Annotated in this window: 15 protein-coding genes; 8 read left to right on the plus strand and 7 right to left on the minus strand. The window is 68.7% G+C overall.

The genetic code is table 11. The features are described 5' to 3' along the window. Positions 1 to 339: 339 nt before the first annotated feature. Positions 340 to 1,218, plus strand: coding sequence for an undecaprenyl-diphosphate phosphatase (locus WBA11_RS03730; RefSeq protein WP_424519381.1), 879 nt, complete (start codon positions 340 to 342; stop codon positions 1,216 to 1,218). A 20-nt stretch (positions 1,219 to 1,238) separates the two neighbouring features. Here WBA11_RS03730 and WBA11_RS03735 read toward each other — a convergent pair whose 3' ends face one another. Beyond that, the gene (locus WBA11_RS03735) at positions 1,239 to 1,883 is read right to left on the minus strand and encodes a TlpA family protein disulfide reductase (protein WP_424519382.1); all 645 of its coding nucleotides are present in this window, start codon (positions 1,881 to 1,883) and stop codon (positions 1,239 to 1,241) included. A 385-nt stretch (positions 1,884 to 2,268) separates the two neighbouring features. Between WBA11_RS03735 and WBA11_RS03740 the strand changes: the two genes are divergently transcribed. The 5 genes from WBA11_RS03740 to WBA11_RS03760 are packed head-to-tail and all read left to right on the plus strand — an operon-like array spanning position 2,269 to position 8,117. Continuing rightward, entirely contained in the window at positions 2,269 to 3,855 is a 1,587-nt protein-coding gene (locus tag WBA11_RS03740) for a sigma-54-dependent transcriptional regulator (protein ID WP_424519383.1), read from the plus strand. Between the two features lie 37 nt (positions 3,856 to 3,892). Continuing rightward, positions 3,893 to 4,705, plus strand: a complete 813-nt coding sequence (locus WBA11_RS03745; RefSeq protein ID WP_424519384.1) for an EcsC family protein — start codon at positions 3,893 to 3,895, stop codon at positions 4,703 to 4,705. Next, positions 4,705 to 5,154 (plus strand): hypothetical protein, encoded by a 450-nt coding sequence (locus WBA11_RS03750; RefSeq protein ID WP_424519385.1) that lies wholly within the window; start codon positions 4,705 to 4,707, stop codon positions 5,152 to 5,154. Before WBA11_RS03745 ends, WBA11_RS03750 begins: the two co-directional genes overlap by 1 nt. Continuing rightward, complete coding sequence (locus WBA11_RS03755; protein WP_424519386.1) at positions 5,147 to 5,632, plus strand: YDG/SRA domain-containing protein; 486 nt, start codon at positions 5,147 to 5,149, stop codon at positions 5,630 to 5,632. Before WBA11_RS03750 ends, WBA11_RS03755 begins: the two co-directional genes overlap by 8 nt. Positions 5,633 to 5,669: 37 nt before the next feature. Continuing rightward, on the plus strand, positions 5,670 to 8,117 hold the full coding sequence (locus tag WBA11_RS03760; protein WP_424519387.1) for a sensor histidine kinase: 2,448 nt from the start codon (positions 5,670 to 5,672) through the stop codon (positions 8,115 to 8,117). Positions 8,118 to 8,189: 72 nt separating this feature from the next. Here the strand turns inward: WBA11_RS03760 and msrB (WBA11_RS03765) are convergent, their stop codons facing one another. The 5 genes from msrB (WBA11_RS03765) to WBA11_RS03785 form a co-directional block, all read right to left on the minus strand. After that, entirely contained in the window at positions 8,190 to 8,699 is a 510-nt protein-coding gene (gene msrB / locus WBA11_RS03765; protein WP_424519388.1) for a peptide-methionine (R)-S-oxide reductase MsrB, read from the minus strand. Between the two features lies 1 nt (position 8,700). Beyond that, the gene (gene msrB / locus WBA11_RS03770; protein WP_424519389.1) at positions 8,701 to 9,285 is read right to left on the minus strand and encodes a peptide-methionine (R)-S-oxide reductase MsrB; all 585 of its coding nucleotides are present in this window, start codon (positions 9,283 to 9,285) and stop codon (positions 8,701 to 8,703) included. Between the two features lie 12 nt (positions 9,286 to 9,297). Continuing rightward, a complete protein-coding gene (gene msrA / locus WBA11_RS03775) occupies positions 9,298 to 9,966 on the minus strand; it encodes a peptide-methionine (S)-S-oxide reductase MsrA (RefSeq protein ID WP_424519390.1) in 669 nt (222 codons plus the stop codon). Between the two features lie 132 nt (positions 9,967 to 10,098). After that, positions 10,099 to 10,839: a carboxypeptidase regulatory-like domain-containing protein gene (locus WBA11_RS03780; RefSeq protein ID WP_424519391.1), complete on the minus strand. Its 741-nt coding sequence runs from the start codon at positions 10,837 to 10,839 to the stop codon at positions 10,099 to 10,101. Positions 10,840 to 11,010: 171 nt separating this feature from the next. Then, positions 11,011 to 11,775 (minus strand): carboxypeptidase regulatory-like domain-containing protein, encoded by a 765-nt coding sequence (locus WBA11_RS03785; RefSeq protein WP_424519392.1) that lies wholly within the window; start codon positions 11,773 to 11,775, stop codon positions 11,011 to 11,013. Positions 11,776 to 11,977: 202 nt separating this feature from the next. Here WBA11_RS03785 and der point away from each other — a divergent pair, with 202 nt between their 5' ends. Both der and WBA11_RS03795 read left to right on the plus strand, forming a co-directional pair. Further along, complete coding sequence (der, locus tag WBA11_RS03790; RefSeq protein WP_424519393.1) at positions 11,978 to 13,285, plus strand: ribosome biogenesis GTPase Der; 1,308 nt, start codon at positions 11,978 to 11,980, stop codon at positions 13,283 to 13,285. 248 nt (positions 13,286 to 13,533) lie between these two features. Next, positions 13,534 to 16,437 carry a Calx-beta domain-containing protein gene (locus WBA11_RS03795; RefSeq protein WP_424519394.1) on the plus strand — a complete coding sequence of 968 codons (2,904 nt, stop codon included), beginning with the start codon at positions 13,534 to 13,536 and terminating at the stop codon, positions 16,435 to 16,437. A 109-nt stretch (positions 16,438 to 16,546) separates the two neighbouring features. Here WBA11_RS03795 and WBA11_RS03800 read toward each other — a convergent pair. Beyond that, positions 16,547 to 17,496 (minus strand): alkaline phosphatase D family protein (locus tag WBA11_RS03800; RefSeq protein ID WP_424519395.1); only part of this gene is annotated, 950 nt, incomplete at its 5' end.

Here is a 17,496-nt window from a genome sequence, read left to right on the forward strand (position 1 = left end):
GCCAAGACGCAGTCGGTCGTGCCGGTCACCGTGACGGAGCGGAAGTACGTCCGCCCCATCAAGGGCGGGCCTCCCGGGCTGGTACGCGTCGACCGCGAAGACGTCCTCGATGTGGTGCCGACGTCGCCGGGGTGACGGTCGGGGATTCCAGCGGCGTCCTCGAGGACGCGGGACGGTTCCGTCCGCCTTCGAGGCCGCTGCGAGCGGCGTGGCCACCTCGCCCTCGACGATGGATCGGGACCGCGGGCCGCTGGGCGGCGTAGGTTCGCAGACCGCCCGTCCTGGGCGCCTGCCCCTCTCCCGTCCTCTCTTCCTATGCTCTGGTGGCAAGCGGCCCTGTTGGGCCTCCTGCAAGGGATCGCCGAGTTCCTTCCGATCTCGTCCTCAGGGCACCTGGTGCTCGGCCAGCACCTGCTCGGCATCGACGTGCCCCGGATGCCCAACGGCGACGCGGACATCTCGTTCGAGGTGTTCGTTCACTTTGGGACGGTCCTGTCCATCGTGACCGTCTACCGCGAGCGGATCACGACGATCTTAAAGGACCTGTGGCGAGCCATCCGGCAGCCGTCCCTCATCCGCCAGGCGTGGGCTGGCGGGCCGATCGAGCGCGCGCCAGAGGAGCCATTCTCACAGGAGGTCGGTGACGAGACGGGTGGGGCGCTGGGCGTGATACCGAGCACGCGGCTCTCGCTCTACGTCTTGCTCTCGATGATCCCGACGGGAATCGTCTACGTGTTGTTCGCGGACTTCTTCGAGGACGCGTTTTCAGACCCCCGGTTCGTCTGTGGAATGCTGTTGGTCACGGGGACCGTGCTGTTGCTGACTCGGCTCCGCCCGAACCCGGGCGGACATTTGACACCCCTCAAAACAGCCCTCGTCGGCTTGGCGCAATCGGCCGCACTGATCCCGGGCATCTCGCGCTCTGGCTCGACCATCTGCACGGCCATTTACATGAACGTGGACCGGAAGGAGGCCGCCGACTTCTCGTTCCTGATGTCGCTCCCGGTCATCGTCGGGGCGACGGGGCTCAAGGCGCTCGACCTATTCGAGACCGGGCTCACCGTCGGTCTCGTTCCGCTCGTCGTCGGGACGCTGGTCGCGTTTGCGAGCGGGATCTGGGCCATCAAGGTCGTGATCGCGTTCGTGCAGCGCGGTAGCCTGGCGTGGTTCGCGGCCTACTGCTACGTCGCCGGCGTGCTCGGGCTCATCTTTATCTAGCTGGATCGGCCTCGAGTCGGCTAGCGCTGCGCTTGGCGGATGGCGGCCTCGAGGTGAGCGACGCGGTCGACGTGGGAGCCGCTCTCGTCAAACACGATCCGGCCGGCCGCATCGAGGACGGTGTAGCGCGGGTAGCCGCCGACGGCGTACGCACCGAGGGCGTCGGCTGGCGCGAGGACGACGCGGGGCGCGTACGGCCGGGACTCCAGAAACGACACGATCGAGCTCCGGTTAGGTTCGGCCTCGACGTCCGATGCGCCGGCCGGTGCGAGCCAGACGACCGACTTGTCCTCGAGGTAGCGCGCTGCCGTCCCGTTGATCGCCGGCCGAGCCTCCTCGCAAAACGTGCACGCCGTGGACCACCAGACCATCACCACCGTCCGGCCCTTGAGGTCAGAGGTCGAAACGGAAGCGCCCTCGAGGTCGGTAAACGTCGCGTTGGGACCGGAGAAGCCCCGTTGGACGGCGACGGCCTGCTCCGACGGCCGGAGCCACAACGCGGACCCGTCCACCGCGACGGAGTCGACCTCGAGGCCGTCGGTCAGCCGGTAGAGCACGGCGTCTTGGAACACGCGAGCGTCGATGGTCCCGAGCCCCTTGACCTCGAGGGCGCCGACGCGAACGCGGTCGTTTAGCCGCTCGAGCGGTGCCGACGGAGATCGCATCCCCATCGACGACCAGCCGGACCAAATCAGAGTCGAGCCAGCGGAGGCTGGCGACGCCGTCCCGGAGATCAGCGCGCTGGTACGAGTTCGACCCCTCGAGGACGGCAGCCTCGAGGACGGCAGCCTCGAGGCCGACACGCACGGTCTGAGCCGTCGCGAGAGGGGAGAGGACCGCGAGGAGGGTGAGGGCGCGGAGCATGGCGGTCGGGTGACGAGGCCGGAATATCGGCCGTGGCGTGGGTGCGCCGCGCCGTACGACATCGTCTCACTCTGAGAAAACAACGGACGGGACGGGAGCCACACGGCGTCGAGGTCGGCGCCTGAACGGGCGTGGCTCAACGATCCCGAGCGGACGCCGATACCGCCAGCCCCACGCCCGCGTCCCGTGACCACACGCCTCTTCGTCGTCGACGACGACAAGCACTACGCCCGCCTCCTCTCGTACCGGCTCGACAAGCCGAAGGACCACGAGGTGAGCGTCTTCCACTGCGGCGAGGACGCGCTCGACGCCCTCGAGGCCGAGCAGCCCGACATCGTGTTTCTGGACATCATGATGCCCGGGATCGGAGGCATGGAGACGCTGCGGCGGCTCCGGCTGCTCGCCCCCGACCTGCCCGTCGTCATGATCTCGGCACAGGGCACCGCCGACGTCGCGGTCGAGGCGATGAAGGGCGGCGCGACCGACTACATCACCAAGGGCCAGGACGACCTCGTCAAGCTCGACGTGGTCGTGACGCGGCTCAAGGACTCCGTCCGGCTCTCTCGCGAGGTGGAGCAACTCCGCGCCGAGGTGGCGCAGAAGTACGGGATGGACGAGATCGTGGGCGACAGCCCCGCGATGGAACGCGTCTATCGGTTGGTCCGCAAGACGCTCCGCGGCAACCTGACGGTCGCCATCGAGGGCGAGTCGGGGACGGGCAAGGAGCTCGTTGCACGGGCCATCCACTTCAACTCGGACCCGCTGCCGGGCAAGCCCGAGACCGGCCCGTTCGTGGTCGTCAACTGCGCCGCGATCCCCAAAGAACTGATGGAGTCCGAGTTCTTCGGGCACGAGAAGGGCAGCTTCACGGGCGCCCACGCCCGCCACATCGGCAAGTTCGAGCAGGCGGACGGGGGGACGCTGTTTCTGGACGAGGTCGGCGAGCTCGATCTCGGGCTTCAGGCCAAGCTGCTGCGTGCGTTGCAGACCCGAGAGGTCACCCGCGTCGGCGGCGACAAGACGATCTCGTTCGAGTGCCGCGTGATCTCGGCCACGAACCGGAGCGTCCTCGACATGGTCCGTGCCGGCACGTTCCGCGAGGACCTCTACTACCGACTGTTCCAGTTCCCAGTCGCGCTCCCGCCCCTCCGTGCACGGGGCAACGACGTGTTGCTCCTGGCGCAGGGCTTCCTCGAGGACTACCTCGAGGCCCACCCCCAATTCAAGGGCAAGCGCCTGGGCGCCGACGCGGTGCGGACCGTCCTCGAGTACGCGTGGCCCGGCAACGTCCGCGAGCTCAAGTCGACCATCGAGCGCGCGATCCTGATCGCCGACGCCGACGAGATCACGGTCGACGACCTCCTGCTCAACGGCCCAAACGCGATCCGTCCGTGGGCCGAGCGCACCGACGCCCCCGCGCCGTCCGTGTCCGGCGACTCCGTCGACCGCGAGCTTTCCCCGCCCGTCCCGTCCCCGCGACCGGCGTCCTGGGACGACCTGCCGCCCCTCGCCGTCGACCGTGGTTCGTCCTCGAGGTCGGGCCGTGGTGAGTCGCCCTCGAGGACGGGCCCGCAACTCTCAGCGGACGAGTCCGGTACGACGGCCCTCGCCCCTAGCGACGAGGTCGTCCCGCTCGACGAGCTCAAGCGCCGCGCCGTCGAGCGCGCGTTCGAGATCTGCGAGCGGAACGTCGAACGGGCCGCCAGCGAGCTCGGCATCGGCCGGGCGACCATGTACCGGCTGCTCAAGAAGTACGACATTAGCACGGAGTGACGCGGACCGCGTGGCTCGACACCCGCACCCCGCCCCCATGCGCCTGACCGAGTACGAACGCACCGCCCAACGTGAAGTCGACCGCTGGGAGCGGGGCGAGTCCATCTTCCAGCAGGCGCTCGGGTTCGCGATGAAGCCGGTGGACTGGGCGTTCGACCAGTTCGTCCCCGAGTCCGTCTTGGACGCGCTGACGGACGCGCTGACCCAGGCGTTGTCGACGCTCAACGACGCGAGCGCGTGGACCTACGACGCCGACGACGTGATTGCGAAGGCCGAGAAGGTCGGCATCGAGGTCGAGACGGTGGGGGAGTTGCGGGACCGGCCGCTCGAGGACCTCGATGCGTTGGCGAAGCAGTACGCGTCGGAAAACTCGATCCTGGCGGCGTTGTCGGGCGGTGGCGCGGGGCTGGGCGGCGCGCTGCTCTTGGCGGCCGACATCCCGGTCCTGTTCACGGTCAACTTCCGCCTGATCCAGCAGGTGGCCGCGGCCTACGGCTTCCCGCTCAAGGGGCCGGGCTACACGCCGCTCGTGGTGAACATCTTCAACGTGGCCGCGAGCGGGAGCCGCGAGGCCAAGTCGGACGCGCTCCGCGAGCTGGCCGTCGCAGCCGCGGCGATCGACTCGGGCGGCTACCGAGGTCGGAAGGCGCAGGGGACGCTGCGCGAGCAGCTCGGGCACGTGCCGCGCGAGATCGCGAAGAACCTCGGCGCCCAGAAGCTGGCTCAGACCATCCCGATCGCGGGCGCGGCCATCGGAGCGGGTGTCAACTACTGGTTCACGGACCAGACGGCCCAGGCGGCGGTCATGCTGTGCCGGGCGCTGTACCTCGAGCGGAAGGAGAGGCTGTAGTGCCGTTGGCTACGCCGGCCTCACGGCTCTCGCGACCGGCGGCGGTCGCGTTCGGGCTGTTGGGCGCCGTGCTCGGTCTGGCTCTCGGGCTCGCCGTCGGTGCGGGTGACTGGAGCCTCGCGTGGCCGGCGGCCGGCTTCCTGTGCGCGGCGCTTCCCGCGCGCGTGCTCTGGCCGGTCGCGTCCTCGAGGCCGACGCGTGTCTGGGCGGGGCTCGTCGGCGGGTGCGTGATGGTGCTTGCGGCGGGACTGGCAATGCTGGTGGGAACCGTCCTCGAGGCTGCGAGTGGTGGCGAGTTCTTCGCCGAGCGGCCCGGCGACCTCGTGACCACCGGCGGACAGTTCCTGATCTACCTGTCCATCCTGGCGTCCCCGGTTGCGCTCACCGCCGCGGTTGCTGGCGCCTCGGCGGGTGTGGCGCTGCACCATCGAGGCCGTCGGCTTGTCTGATTCCACGTTCGGTCATGTCCCCGGCATCGAGGTCGGCGCGCTGTTCCCGGACCGGGTCGCGCTGTCGCTCGCGGGCGTCCACCGCCCTCGACGGGCCGGCATCTGCGGTCGCGCCAAGGAGGGCGCCGAGTCGATCATCCTGAACTGCGCGTTCGTCGACGACCGCGACCGCGGGGACTCGATCCTGTACACGGGCTCCGGGGCGAGGCACCCCAAGACCGGCCGGCAGATCGGGGACCAGACCCTCGCGCGGTCCAACCTCGCCCTAGCTGAGAGCGCGAGACGCCGGTTGCCCGTCCGCGTGAGCCGCGGCGTTGGCCGAGGCGTATGGGACCCGCCCCTCGAGGGCTACCGCTACGACGGGCTCTACACCGTCCAAGACTACTACGCCGAGACCGGCCTCGACGGCTACCGCATCTGGCGGTTCGTCCTCGAAGCCGTCGCAGGCGAGAGCCGGGCTCGTCCGGCGCCGGGGTGATCCGGGTATACTCCCTCTTTCGCTCGGGAGCCGGAGCATGGACTGGTATTACATCACAGCGGCCTCCCTTCCCCGGCTGAGCCTCGTCCTGCTCACGGCGGTCCTGTTCTGCTACTTCGCGTCTCGCGTGCGAAAGGCCCCGGGAACGGCCTGGCTGGCGATGGCGATGGTGGGCTTCGCGCTGCACCACGCCTCGTTCGCCGGCTTCTACGTCCTGAACGCGTCCTGGGCACAGGACGTCTTGACGCCCCTGACGTGGAGCAGTGTGGTGCTCGCGACCTGGGCGTTTATCGGCGTGGCGTACGGGTTCCGAGGGGCGGGCTACACGCCCGGCGCCCGGCGCGTCCTCGCAGGCACCGGGCTCGCCGCGGCGGCGGCCATCGCGTTCGTCCACGTGGAGTACGCGAGCCCGGCCCCCTCGGGAGCCGCGGTCCAGTTGGTAGGGACCGCGACCGTCATCGTCTTCAGCGTCTGTGCGCTCGCCATCCTCGGACGCGAGGCGCGGCGTCAACGGGAGGCCCAGGCGCCGGACGCGAGCGCGTCCTCGAGGAAGGCGCTCCGGACGTTCGGCGCCATCATTCTGTGCGGGCTGATCATTCCGGTCGTGGGCCTCTTCCGCGACACCGACCTGATCTCCCTCGCCCTCGACGAGCAGATCGCCTTGGTGGTGTGGGCCGTCGTGATGATGGGGCTCGTGACGCTCTACGTCAACTACGACTCCCAGCCGACGAGCTTCGTGGTCAAGGTCGTGGCGTTCGGGTTCCTCGCCGTCGTGACGTCGCTCGGCGTGGCGTCCGTCGTCGCGTTCGCGGGGCCGCCCTCGGTCCCCGGCATCACGCCGCAGTCGCTGGCCTACGTCCTCGAGGGCGACCGGTACCGGACCGAGCGTGGGAGTCCGCTCGTCCTCGAGGACGGAGACCCGATCGACCTCGAGGACGGGGAGGTGTCCCGCGTGGAGCTTGGGTTCGAGTTTCCATTCGGGGGGCAGGCCTGGAGCGAGGTGCTCGTGGACGATGACGGGTCCGTCTCGTTCGGCGCCGACACCCTCTTGACCTATTGGGATATCGTCGAGGGGTCCGACGCAGGGTGGATCGCCCCGCTGCGAACGTCGCTCGCCCCTACGCCTGGAAGCGTGAGCGTCGCGCGGGCGCCGGGACGCGCCTCGATCACGTGGCGCGACGTGCCGGTGAGCGGCCTCGACAGCGCCGTCACCGTCCAGCTCCAGATGAAGCAGACCGGGTCGTTCTCGTTCGCCTATGGCGAGATCGGAGACGACCTTTTGTGGTCACGGGGATTCTCCCCCGGAGGTGGCCGCCGCCCCCGCGCGGTCGCCTGGGAGCTGGGCGTCACCGTCCCCGCCGGCGACGCCGCTCTCCAGAGCCGCTCGCACGCCTACCGCTCCGCCGATCAGGCCCGGGCCCTGCCCTACCTGTGGCTCTTGATCGGTGCCGGGCTCTCGGTGCTGGCGGCGTTCCCGCTCTACCTGCGCGAAGGACTTACGCGGCCCCTCCAGCGGCTCGTGGACGGCGTCCGACGCGCAGCGCGGGGGCACCTGGACACCAACGTGCCTGTCGGAGCCCGGGACGAGATCGGTCTGCTGACGGAGGACTTCAACGTGATGGCCGGCTCGCTCCGCACGGCCGAGTCCGAGCTCCGCGCCTACGCCGACACGCTCGAGGACCGCGTCGAGGAGCGGACGGCCGAACTCGAGGCGTCGCTCGACGAGTTGCGAGCGGCTCAGGCTCGCCTGATCCAACAGGAGAAGCTGGCGTCGCTCGGCCAGCTCACGGCCGGGATCGCGCACGAGATCAAGAACCCGCTCAACTTCGTGACCAACTTCGCGTCGCTCTCCGTCGACCTGGTCGCCGACCTCGAGGACGAGACGGACCCGGAGGAACGTGCGGCGTTGCTCGACGACCTCAAGCTCAACGCCGAGAAGATCGCCGAGCACGGCCGCCGCGCCGACGGCATCGTTCGGTCGATGATGGACCACGCCCGGAGCCGCGGCGGCGAGCGCGAGCGCACGGACCTCAACGCGCTCGTCCAGGAGTACGCCGCCTTGGCGTACCACGGGACGCGAGCTCGGCATCCGAACTCGACCACGCGCCTGGTCTACGACCTCGAGGACGACGCCGGCAGCGTCGAGGTCGTGGGGCCGGAGATGGGCCGCGTGCTCATCAACCTGATCGACAACGCGTTCGACGCGGTCCGGGGCATCGAGGGCCGCGACCCGCTCGTCACCGTCGCGACGCGCCGGCACGGGGACGCCGTCGAGATCCGCATCTCGGACAACGGTGCCGGGATGCCGCCCGACGTCCGCGAGCGCGTCTTCGAACCCTTCTTTACCACCAAGCCGACGGGCTCGGGAACGGGTCTCGGTCTGTCCATCGGCTATGATATCGTGGCGCAGGGCCACGGCGGTACCCTCGAGGTCGAGAGTGCCCAAGGCGAGGGAACGACGTTCACGATCACGCTGCCGGTGTAGTCGACCTCGAGAGTGCCGCGGCGGCGCCCTCGAGGACGCGAACCGTCCTGCGTCCCGACCTCGAGGGCGGACCTACTGCCCGAACGCGTCGGCGTACTCGCCGTAGCCCAAGCGGCGCAGGTCGGCGGCCGGGACGAAGCGCATGGCGGCGCCGTTCATGCAGTACCGCAGGCCACCGCGGTTGCGGGGGCCGTCGCCGAAGACGTGGCCCAGGTGTGAGTCCGCGAGCGCCGATCGGATCTCGATGCGGAGGCTGCCCAACGACATGTCGCGGTGCTCCGTGACCGCGTCGGCGTCGATCGGGCGGACGAAGCTGGGCCAGCCGGTCCCGCTGTCGAACTTGTCGCGCGACGAGAACAGCGCCTCGCCCGAGACGACGTCCACGTAGATGCCCGCGCGGTCGTTGTCGTCGAGCGGGCTCGTGCCGGCGCGCTCCGTGGCGTCCTCCTGGGTGACGCGGTACTCGAGGGCGGAGAGCTGGCTTCGGAGCTCGCGGTCGGACGGCTTGCGCCAGTCCGAGCCGGGCGCCTGGGCGAACGCGGGCGCCGCCAGGAAGAGGGCGAGGAGCGTGAGGCGGATCATGTCAGCTGTTGGTCTCGGCGTCTTGGAAGAGCGACGCGTACTCACCGTACCCCTCGGCCTCAAGGTCGGCGACGGCGACGAAGCGGAGTGCGGCCGAGTTGAGGCAGTAGCGCAGGCCCGTCGGCTCGGGGCCGTCGGGGAAGACGTGGCCCAGGTGGCTGTCGCTCGAGGCCGAGCGGACCTCGGTCCGGGTCATGAACAGCGATTTGTCCTCCTTCTCGACGACGGGCGCGCCTTCGATGGGCTGCCAGAAGCTGGGCCAGCCCGTCCCGGACTTGTACTTGGTCGTGGACGCGAACAGCGGCGTGCCGTCCACGACGTCGACGTAGAGGCCGGCCTCCTTGTTGTTCCAGTACGCGTTCGTGAACGGCGGCTCGGTGCCGTCCTTCTGGGTCACGTAGTACTGCATCCGCGTCAGGCGGTCCTTGAGGGCTGAGTCAGACATGTCGATGTCGGCGGGTGGGGTGTAGGAGAGGGTGGCGCCGTCCGTCCTCGAGGACGCTTCGGCGTCGTCGCTGGCGGCGACGAACACGACGCCGCATGCGAGGACCAGGGCGGCTCCGAGAACCGGGAGAAGGCGTTTCATGGCGGGGAGAGGCTAGAGCGCCGGGCCGAGGACGCCGGCATTGTCGCCCCACAACTCGTCGAGGCGGGCGTCGCGGCGGCACCCGATGCGGTAGCTCGTGTAGCGCGCCGGGTTGGTCCGGTAGAAGTCCTGGTGGTACTCCTCGGCGGCGTAGAACGGGGCCGCGTCAAGGATCTCGACCGCGACCGGTGAGGAGAACCGGCCGTTCAAGAACTCCTTGGTCTGCTCGGCCGCCGCGCGCTCGCTTGCCGTGCTCACGAAGATGGCCGGGCGGTACGGGCTCCCGCGGTCGCAGAACTGGCCTCCGCCGTCCAGCGGGTCCACGTTGTGCCAGTAGACCTGCAACAACGTGTCGTACGGGACGACGGTCGCGTCGTAGATGACCTCGACGACCTCGTAATGGCCCGTCGTCTTGGTCGTCACCTGGTCGTACGTCGGATTCGGAACGTCTCCGCCGGCGAATCCTGAGACGACGGACGCGACGCCCTCGAGCTCCTCGAACGGCTTCTCCATGCACCAGAAGCACCCTCCCGCGAAGACGGCCGTGTCGGCACGCGCAGGGTCGATCTCCATGCCGACCGTCGGGCCGGCCGCGGGCTCCGGCTGGGTCGTGGCGCACCCCGCGGCCAACGTCGTGAGGACGACGACGGGCAGGGCGAAGGCGAGGTACAAGCGGCTCATCAGGCGTCGGGTGTGATGCCTCCTAGACGACTCAGCGGCGTCAAATATTCCGCCCTCCACCGAATGTGCACGTCCTCGAGGGCGCGCGCGGCCTCACGTGTGGGTCGATCCTGATCCGACCTCGAGGTCGGCTTACCGCCGCTCGGCCATCCCGAGCTGGGTCCACACCAGGATCACGCCGCAGCCGTCGCTCTCGCCCAGTCGGTTGTACTGGACCGGGACCTGCGTTGTACGCGGGTACAACTCGACGGCCACGACGTCCTGCGCGGAGACCGCGTCCAAGTTCTCGCTGGCAAAGGAGTAGTAGACGCCGTCGAGGTAGACCGCCATCTGGCACTCCGCCCCGCGCGTCTGGACCGTCGCGACCGGGCCGTTGACCCCGTCGCGGACGCGGACTCCCGGGGCGGACCCTCGGACCAAGTCCGTGAGCAAGATCGGCGCCTGGCGCTCGATGTCCTCGATGGTCAAGACCGTCCCGGCTCCCAGGTTGAGTCGGTCGAAGAAGCCGTCGGACGCCATCCTCGACGAACTGAGGTCCCGGGCCTCGACGACGACGTCGCCGAGAGAGACCGGGTTGTCGGCGAGCTGGACGATGACGCCCCACGGACCGGGCGCGTCCAGGCGCGCGGCGATCTCGCGCGTGATCCGGCCGACGAACGAGACGCGGACCCGGTACCGTCCGGGTGCCATGTCCTCGATGGTGGCCTCGCCATCGGCGTTGGTGCTCGCTCCTTTGGCCCCGACCAGCACGGACGCGCCGACGACGGGCTCGCCCTCGGGCGTCTGGACACCGACGATAAAGTCGGAGACGCCGTCTTGCGCGCTCGCGAGAGGCGAGAGGGCGAGGACGACGAAGCAGAGGAGTGCGCGCATGGCAAAGAGACGCATGTGTATCTGCACACAAGGTGAGGGCGACGTGCGGTCCCGTCAAGGACGATGCGCGTCCTCGAGGACGCCGCGAGGGCTCTTCACAGTCGGCGCCCTCGAGGTCGCCGCGAAGACCCGTGCTTCAGCGTCGACCGGGACAGGCGACGGGACAGCCCGCTACAGGGTCTCGGACGGGTCCAGGCTGAACTCGGACCAGAGCAAGACCACGCCGCACCCGGCCGCGCTCCCGCTCCCCGGGTCGCCGTTGGAGAGCCGGTACTGGAGCGGCACCTGGGTCGCGCCGCGGTAGACCTCGACCGCGACGATGCCCTGCGCCGACTGCGCGTCGAGGGCCTCGGTCAAGACTGGGGAGTAGGTCCCGTCGAGGTAGACGTCCATCCGGCACGCGGTGCCGCGGCGGTTCGAGGTCGCGATCTCGCCGAACCGGCCCTGTTGGACTCGGACGCCCAGGACGCCCCCGCGCAAGATGTCGGAGACGGTGATCGGGTTGCGGCGCTCGATGTCGTCGGGCCGCAGGATCGTGCCGCCGCCCAGCGCCTCGCGCTGGAAGAACCCGTCGGCCGCCAGGCGCGAGGTGCTCAAGTCTCGGCCCTCGACCACGACCTCGAGGAGCAACGTCGCCGAGTCCGCCATCTCGACGATCAGGCCCCACGGGCCGCCGCCCTCGAGGACGGCCGCGATCTCACGCGTGGGCAGCCCGACGAACGACACGCGGACGGGGTAGCGGCCGGGCTGGACGTCCTCGAGGACGGCCTCACCACGGGCGTCGGTGCTGACGCCTTGGCCTGCGAACTGGACGGTCGCCCCTGCGATGGGCTCGCCGTCCGCCGTCTGGACGCCGATGACGAAGTCGGACGGGGCGAGCTGCGCCGAGACGGCGGGCGCGAGCGCGAGGGCAAAGAAGAGGACAAACAGGCGCATGGGTTCGGTGCGTGGTACCCGTAGAGCCGCAAGGTGTGGCCTCGAAGTCACGGCGTCAAGAGGAGAGGCCCGAGCTCGAAGACGCGGCTCCCGTCTCGCCTGGCCCTCGAGGACGAGACGGGAGCCCTCGAGGACGCGAAGAGCCGGCGGAGGTCTCCGCCTCCCGATCGGCCTAGCTTGGTGGCTCCCTTTGCACGCACCGATGGCCCTCGTCGCGATCGTCGGCCGGCCCAACGTCGGCAAATCGACCCTCTTTAACCGCTTGACCGAAGAGCGCCGCGCGATCGTGGACGACCAGCCCGGCGTCACGCGCGACCGCCTGTTCGGGACCGTCGAGTGGACCGGCCGCGAGTTCGACCTGGTCGACACCGGCGGCCTCGTCCCGCGCTCGGCCGAACGGTTCGACGCCGCGATCCGCGAGCAGGTCATGCTGACGATCGAGGAGGCCGACGTCATCCTGTTCGTCGTCGACACGCTGACCGGGATCTCCGACCTCGACGCCGAGGTCGCCGCCCAGCTTCGCCGTGCCAAGCAACCCGTCATCGTCGTCGCCAACAAGGCGGACAACACGGCCCGAAAGTTGGAAGCGTCCGAGTTCTGGGGGTTGGGCTTCGAGCAGATGTTCGCGCTCAGCGCCATCAACGGGACCGGCACCGGCGACTTCTTGGACGCCGTCGTCGCAGCTCTCCCCGACGAGCCCGACAGCACCCTCGAGGACGACGCGCCGCGCATCGCCTTCCTGGGTCGGCCGAACGTGGGTAAGTCGTCGCTCGCGAACAAGCTGCTGGGCCGCACGCGGTCTATCGTGACCGAGGTCGCCGGGACCACGCGTGACGCCGTGGACGCCCGGCTCGACTACAAAGGCCGCGAGCTGGTCCTGGTCGATACGGCCGGGCTGCGCAAGAAGGCCCGCATCAAGGAGAACGTCGAGTTTTACTCCACGCTCCGGACGGAGCGCGCGCTGCAGTCGTGCGATGTGGCCGTCGTGCTGATCGACGGCGAGCGCGGGCTGGAATCCCAGGACGCCCGCGTGTTGCGCGAGGCCGAGAGCTTGAAAAAGGGCATGGTCATCGTGATCAACAAGTGGGACCTGGTCGAGGACAAGGAGACCAACACGGCCCGTGACCTCGAGGCCTCGATCAAGGAGCGCCTAGGCTTGCTCGACTTCGTGCCCGTCGTGTTCGCCTCGGCCTTGACGGGCCAGCGCGCCGAGAAGGTGCTGGACATCGCCCTCGAGGTCTTTGCAGAGCGCCAGAAGCGCATCCCGACGGCCCAGCTCAACGACGCCCTCGAGGCCGCGACGCGGCGCACCCCGCCGCCGTCGCACCGCGGCAACTACGTCAAGATCAAGTACGCGAGCCAGGTCCGCGCCGAGCCCCCGGTCTTCGCGTTCTTCTGCAACGCGCCCGAGGGCATCAAGGAGAGCTACCGCCGCTACCTCGAGAACCGGTTGCGTGCGGCGTTCGGATTCGTCGGAGTGCCGCTCACGCTGACGTTCAAGCGGAAGTAGCGTCCTCGAAGCCGGTGGACCGGACCCGAGGTCCATGCATGGGCCGACCTTGAACCCTTGTCCTTCTGGCCGACCTCGAGGTCTGGCCGACCTCGAGGTCGGGCACGGCGTTTTCACCTTCGTGGATTCGCTCCTGTCGCGCCCTCGAGGGCGAAGGCTAACGCCGGACGGGGAATCTGTGCGAAGGATGTGGCGCTGCGCGATCGCGTCTACTATCTAGCGTCTGCTCTCTACTCCTCCCTACCCGCATGTTCCGTCTTTACGCTCTAGTCCTGATGGCCGCCCTGGCGGCCCCGGTCTACGCCCAGACCATTGTCGTCAATACCCTCGATGGGGGCGACGACGGCAGCTGCAACGTCGGCACCTCCGACGACTGCTCAATCCTCGAGGCGGTTGCACTCGCGAACACGAGGGGTGGAGCCGACCGGATCGTGTTCTCAGTGTCGGGCACGATCACTCTTTCAACGTCCGTGATTCTGAGTTCCCCGATCGAACTCTCCGGCAGGTCTGAGAACGTCGTCCTCGAGGGGTCGGGTTCGTTCGACGTGGTCTCTGTCACGACCGGCGGCGCCGGCTCGGAGATCCTGGACCTCACCCTTACCGGAGTGGGGTTCAGTACGGCGCTCTCGATCGTTAACACGGACGACGTCCGTGTTGCTGGAAATGCGATCGAGTTTTCAGGAGTAGGGGTCTCTGTCGTCGGCTCGAGTGACGTCGTCATCTCCAACAACGTGATCCGGTTCAATGGGGAAGGAGTCGTTGTGACCGGGTCTCCTCGAACGGTCGCGATCGTCGACAACTCGATCTTTGACAACGGCGGGATCGGGATCGACATCGAGGACGACGGTGTGAGTTCGAACGACCCGAACGAAACCGACAACATTCAGAACGCTCCAGTCCTCCGTGTCGGCACGAACAGCCGTGGCTCAACAGCCGAAGTGACGCTCGACTCGTCGCCCTCGACGTCGTTCTTGATTCAGGTGTTCACGTCAGACAACGGCCAGGGCGAAACCCTCCGGAACAGCGGAACGCTGACCACCGACCGGAACGGCGACGGCTCGGTACAGATCGACCTGAGCGGCGTTTCGCTCGGGCAGACCATCACCGCTACGGCGACGAGGCTCGGGTCGAGGAACCGTTTGATCCAGACGAGCGAGTTCTCCGAAGAGATCACAGTTCAACGAGGCGTCTCGTTCGAGTCCAGCCGCCTCTTCGGGACCGAAGGGCGCACGACCGATCTGGTGCTGCGCTTGTCGGAGCCCGCTCCTCGCGGGGGCGTGTCCGTCGACGTGGTTCTGATCGACGGCGACGCGGACGACCTGGACGACTTTGAGACCACGACCGTCGAATTCGATCGTGGGGATACGACGGCGGAAGTTCCCGTCTTCGTAACGGATGACGGCCGGACGGAGTCGCCGGAGTCGTTCACCTTCGAGCTTCAGAACCCCGTCGGGGTCGCCATCGCGAGCCCGAGCACCGTCGTCCTCGAGGTCGGCGCGACCGGGATCGGGGTTGGGTTCTCCACGAGGACGGCGACGGTCCCGGAGAACGCCGGCGTGTACCGCGCCTCCATCCGAATCGCTGATCGCGTGGCGGCGTCGGGCGCAGTTGACGTGGTCCTCGTCGAGGGCGACCCGGCCGACGTCGCCGGCTTCGAGTCCCGTAGGATCACCCTCCCGCGTGGGGACGCTCAAACGATCACCTTCGACATTCCGATCACGGATGACGCGGCTCCTGAGCCCAACGAGACGGTGGTCTTCGCGCTTCGCAACGCGACCGGAAACGACCCCGTCGGGTTCACCATCCGTGACACCACGCTTACCCTCACGATCGTCAACGACGACGGTGCGGCGTCGACCGTCACCGTCGCGCCTCTCGACGAAGACAGAAACGGCCGCGACGACGGTGGCCTGAGGACGTTTGCGTCCCCGGTCGGCGGGCTCACAGCGGGCGATATCGCCCGTGCCGCAGGCACGAACACGGTCTTCGGAATCGGTCCCGGAGGCGCACTCGTCGCCCTCAGCCCGACCTCGATCGTGTCGGCAGGGCAAGCCGTCGCCCTCGATGCGGCTCCCGGGACAGTTCTCACTCTAACTGGAGCCGCCCCGATCGTGCCGATCCGGTACACCGGCGTCGAGGTCGGTGATCGGGTGCTGGTGGCGATCGGCAACCCTCGCGACGAGACGCTCGATCTGGGAGCGATCACCATTACCAACGGAACACTCTTGGACGTCGTCTCGGTGTTCGATACGGAGACCGATTCCTTCCGGCCCGTGTCTCTCTCAGGGACCGATGCCGACCTCGATGAACTCGCTCTCGAGCCCTTCGAGGTCGCAGTCCTCCAGATCCGGCGCCGTACCAGCGCGAGCAACGTCGCCGTGATCGTACCCGTGACCGGGGCGGAGGCGCCCCGCGGAGCGCTCCCGGTTAGCGCACTCGAGTTCGAGACAACGCTGGACGAAGAGGCCGTTGTGATCCGTTTGCGCCGCTCTCTCAGCAACGACGGAGACATTTTCGCCCTCCGGTTCGGCGACGGCCGACCCGGCCTTGACCCGCTCGACGGCTTGGCCGTAACGGCCCCGTTCGGGCTGTCGGTAGCCGGGCTCTCCGACGGATTGGCATTCGACGTCATCGCCCTCGAGGACCTCGTCGCCGGACCGGGAGCGGTCGTCCCTCTTGTGGTAACGGTCCCGGTTCGCGGGACGTACGAGATCGAGGTCGAGTCCGCTCCGACCACGCTCGACGACCGACCGGTGCGGATCGAGATCCTCGACAACGGCACGTCCACGTCGATTGCCGATGGGTCCACGTTCACGTTCACGAGTCAGGGCTCGAGAGACGGGTTGACGCTCCGCGTCACATTGGGCACGGCCGTCGACAGCGAGGACGAATCGCTCACGACCCCTACGCTTACGGCCTACCCCAACCCCTCCGCCGGCGTAACCACGGTCGCCCTCGAGGTGATCGAGGCCGGTCCGGTCCGCGTGGCCGTGTACGACGCGCTCGGTCGCGAAGTCGCCATCCTCGAGGACGGGGTACTGCCAATGGGTGAGGCGCGGTTCGTCCTCGAAGGGCTGGTCCCCGGCGCCTACGTGATCCGGGCCGACGGCGAAGGCCTAGGCGTGGTCCAGTCGCTCACGGTCGTCCGATAAAGCCGACCCGCCCTCGAGGTCTCGGCCTCGAGGGCGGGTCATGTGGTAGCCCGCCGGTAGCGGTGGGCTTCGCTCGTCCTCGATGGAGTGACCTCGAGGACGGTCTGCCTTAGTCGTCGTCGCGCGGCGTCTGGAGGTCACGGGCGCGGACGGACTGCTTCCACAGGAGCGCGCCCTCGAGGTCGTAGGTCCGCATGGTCATCGTGCGGTCGGTGCGTTCGCCCTCGACGGTGAGCGTCCCGAAGTTGCGGACGCCGGCTACCAACGTGCCCTCGACGCGGAGCGGGTTGACGAACTCCGGCGAGTCCTCGCGCAGCGCATACGTCGAGGCGCCGGCCGTGAGCGGGCTCGAGGTGAACTCGTAGAGCGGGTACGTGCCGGGCCGCTCGAGCCGCATCAGCTCCGTGTGGTGGCGGTCGCCCGAGACCATGACCACGCCGTCGATCTCGCGCCGGGCGATCTCGTCCAGCAGGAACTGGCGCTCGGCCGGCGCGATGTTGGCGTAGGTCTCGAAGACCTCGATGGGGTTCAGGATCTGACCGCCGTTCGCGATCACCTTGAACGGCGCGCGGCTCGACGTCAACGCGTCCAAGAGCCACTGCATCTGGACGCGGCCCAGGATGGTCCGCTCGCCGTCGGGCGCGTTGTTGGGCGAGCGGTGGTAGCGGTCGTCCAGCAGAAAGAAGTCGACGTCGGCCCACTGGAAGTGCGTGAACACGCCGGGCACGCCGCTGATGCCGCGGGATGCGGAGGGCCAGAAGCGCGTGAACGTGTCGAGGGCGGCGTCCTTCAAAACGTACGAGCGGTCGGAGTCGTTGGGACCGTAGTCGTGGTCGTCCCACGTCGCGTAGTGGGCGGCGCTGGCCAGGAGCGGCTGCAACTCGGGCTCGGCGCGGGAGTGGCGGAAGCGGTAGTCGATGCCCTCGGCGCTCCACCAGTCGACTTCGCGGAGATAGGTGTTGTCGCCGAGCCACAGCATCAGGTCCGGGTCGAGCGCGTCGATCTCGCCGAAGATGGTCGTCGGGCCGCCGTAGCCGTCGCCGGGCCGGTCGTAGGGCG

The organism is Rubrivirga sp. (assembly GCF_049648075.1).
Lineage (GTDB): Bacteria > Bacteroidota > Rhodothermia > Rhodothermales > Rubricoccaceae > Rubrivirga.

Excerpts from the sequence above, each read along its gene's own strand:
- WBA11_RS03795 (WP_424519394.1), top strand. The coding sequence starts at position 13,534 with ATGTTCCGTCTTTACGCTCTAGTCCTGATGGCCGCCCTGGCGGCCCCG.
- WBA11_RS03735 (WP_424519382.1), bottom strand. The coding sequence starts at position 1,883 with ATGCGATCTCCGTCGGCACCGCTCGAGCGGCTAAACGACCGCGTTCGC.
- der (WP_424519393.1), top strand. The coding sequence starts at position 11,978 with ATGGCCCTCGTCGCGATCGTCGGCCGGCCCAACGTCGGCAAATCGACC.
- msrB (WP_424519388.1), bottom strand. The coding sequence starts at position 8,699 with ATGATCCGCCTCACGCTCCTCGCCCTCTTCCTGGCGGCGCCCGCGTTC.
- WBA11_RS03785 (WP_424519392.1), bottom strand. The coding sequence starts at position 11,775 with ATGCGCCTGTTTGTCCTCTTCTTTGCCCTCGCGCTCGCGCCCGCCGTC.
- WBA11_RS03760 (WP_424519387.1), top strand. The coding sequence starts at position 5,670 with ATGGACTGGTATTACATCACAGCGGCCTCCCTTCCCCGGCTGAGCCTC.
- msrA (WP_424519390.1), bottom strand. The coding sequence starts at position 9,966 with ATGAGCCGCTTGTACCTCGCCTTCGCCCTGCCCGTCGTCGTCCTCACG.
- WBA11_RS03745 (WP_424519384.1), top strand. The coding sequence starts at position 3,893 with ATGCGCCTGACCGAGTACGAACGCACCGCCCAACGTGAAGTCGACCGC.
- msrB (WP_424519389.1), bottom strand. The coding sequence starts at position 9,285 with ATGAAACGCCTTCTCCCGGTTCTCGGAGCCGCCCTGGTCCTCGCATGC.
- WBA11_RS03780 (WP_424519391.1), bottom strand. The coding sequence starts at position 10,839 with ATGCGCGCACTCCTCTGCTTCGTCGTCCTCGCCCTCTCGCCTCTCGCG.